At 61.0% G+C, this 1,290-nt stretch carries 1 protein-coding gene; it reads left to right on the forward strand.

The window, feature by feature from the left end; translation table 11 throughout:
* Positions 1–70: 70 nt before the first annotated feature.
* Positions 71–1,251, forward strand: a protein-coding gene (locus D1Y85_RS26845) for an IS3 family transposase (protein ID WP_124154093.1) whose coding sequence is annotated in 2 segments (ribosomal slippage) — positions 71–323 and positions 323–1,251 — 1,182 coding nt in all. Because the reading frame shifts where the segments join, the coding sequence is not laid out codon by codon here.
* Positions 1,252–1,290: the final 39 nt, after the last annotated feature.

Below are 1,290 nucleotides of genomic sequence, written 5' to 3' on the forward strand. Positions count from 1 at the left end.
TGAGCTTCCCCTGAAATTTCGCCTTCCAGCAGGTCGCGTATAAACTCGACCCAAAGGAAGGAAAGCAGAGATGTTCAAGGTACCGCACCAGGTGTACACGGCAGAGTTCAGGGAAGCCGCCGTGCGACGAATCAAGGACGGGCAAGGCGTGAGCACCGTGGCCCGCGAATTGGGTATGTCGACGCAGACCCTGCGCAACTGGCTGAAGGCTTTCGAGGCCGGCAAGCTGAATGGTCCCGGAGCGAAGGCCGTCACGGCGGAACAGATGGAGCTGTCGCGGCTGCGGGCGGAGAACAAGCGCTTGCAGATGGAGCTGGAAATCGCAAAAAAAGCGGCGGCGTTCTTCGCGAAGGACCTCCTGTGAAGTTCGCCTGGATTGACACACAGTGCCGGCAATACCCGCTTGCTGCGCTGTGCGAGGTCCTTTGCGTGAGCGTGAACGGCTATCGTGCGTGGAAGCGCGGCGGCACGCCCGAGCGTCAGCGGCTGACCGATGCGCAGTTGCTCACGTTGATTCGGATAATTCACGCCGAGGTCAAAGGCGCCTACGGCTCGCCGCGCATGACCGAAGAGGTTCGCTCTCGAGGCTTCCCGGCCAGCAAGGCACGCGTCGAGCGGTTGATGAGCGCCAACGGTATTCGAGCCCGCCACAAGCGCCGTTTCCGCGTGACAACTGATTCCCGGCACAAACTGCCGGTCGCGCCGAACGTATTGAACCGCAACTTCACGCCGGCCGAGCCCAATCAGGTGTTCACCTCGGACATCACGTACATCTGGACCGACGAAGGTTGGCTGTACCTGGCCGTCACGCTGGACCTGTTCAACCGGGAGGTCGTGGGCTGGTCCGTCAAGCCGCGCATGACGACGGAACTCGTGACCGACGCGCTGACGATGGCATGGTTCCGCCGCCGGCCCGCGCCCGGCGCGCTGCATCATTCGGATAGGGGCAGTCAATACGCCAGCCACGACTTCCAGCGCAAACTGAACTCGTACGGCATGCGCTGCTCGATGAGCCGCAAAGGCAGTTGCTGGGATAACGCGCCGACGGAAAGCTTCTTCAACAGCCTGAAGAACGAGCGCGTGCATGGCACGAGGTATCGCACGCACCGCGAAGCCGTCGCGGACTTGTTCGAATACATAGAAGTGTTTTATAACCGCAGTCGTCGTCATTCATCGCTTGGCTTCATGTCGCCAACCCAGTTCATACAAGACTGGCTTGTGGCTCAGCGGACAAGAGATGCGGCTGCATAACCCGGGGCCTCTGGAAGGCGAAAAACCGGGGGAACCTCA

The sequence above is a fragment of the Paraburkholderia dinghuensis genome (assembly GCF_003837865.1).
GTDB lineage: Bacteria > Pseudomonadota > Gammaproteobacteria > Burkholderiales > Burkholderiaceae > Paraburkholderia > Paraburkholderia dinghuensis.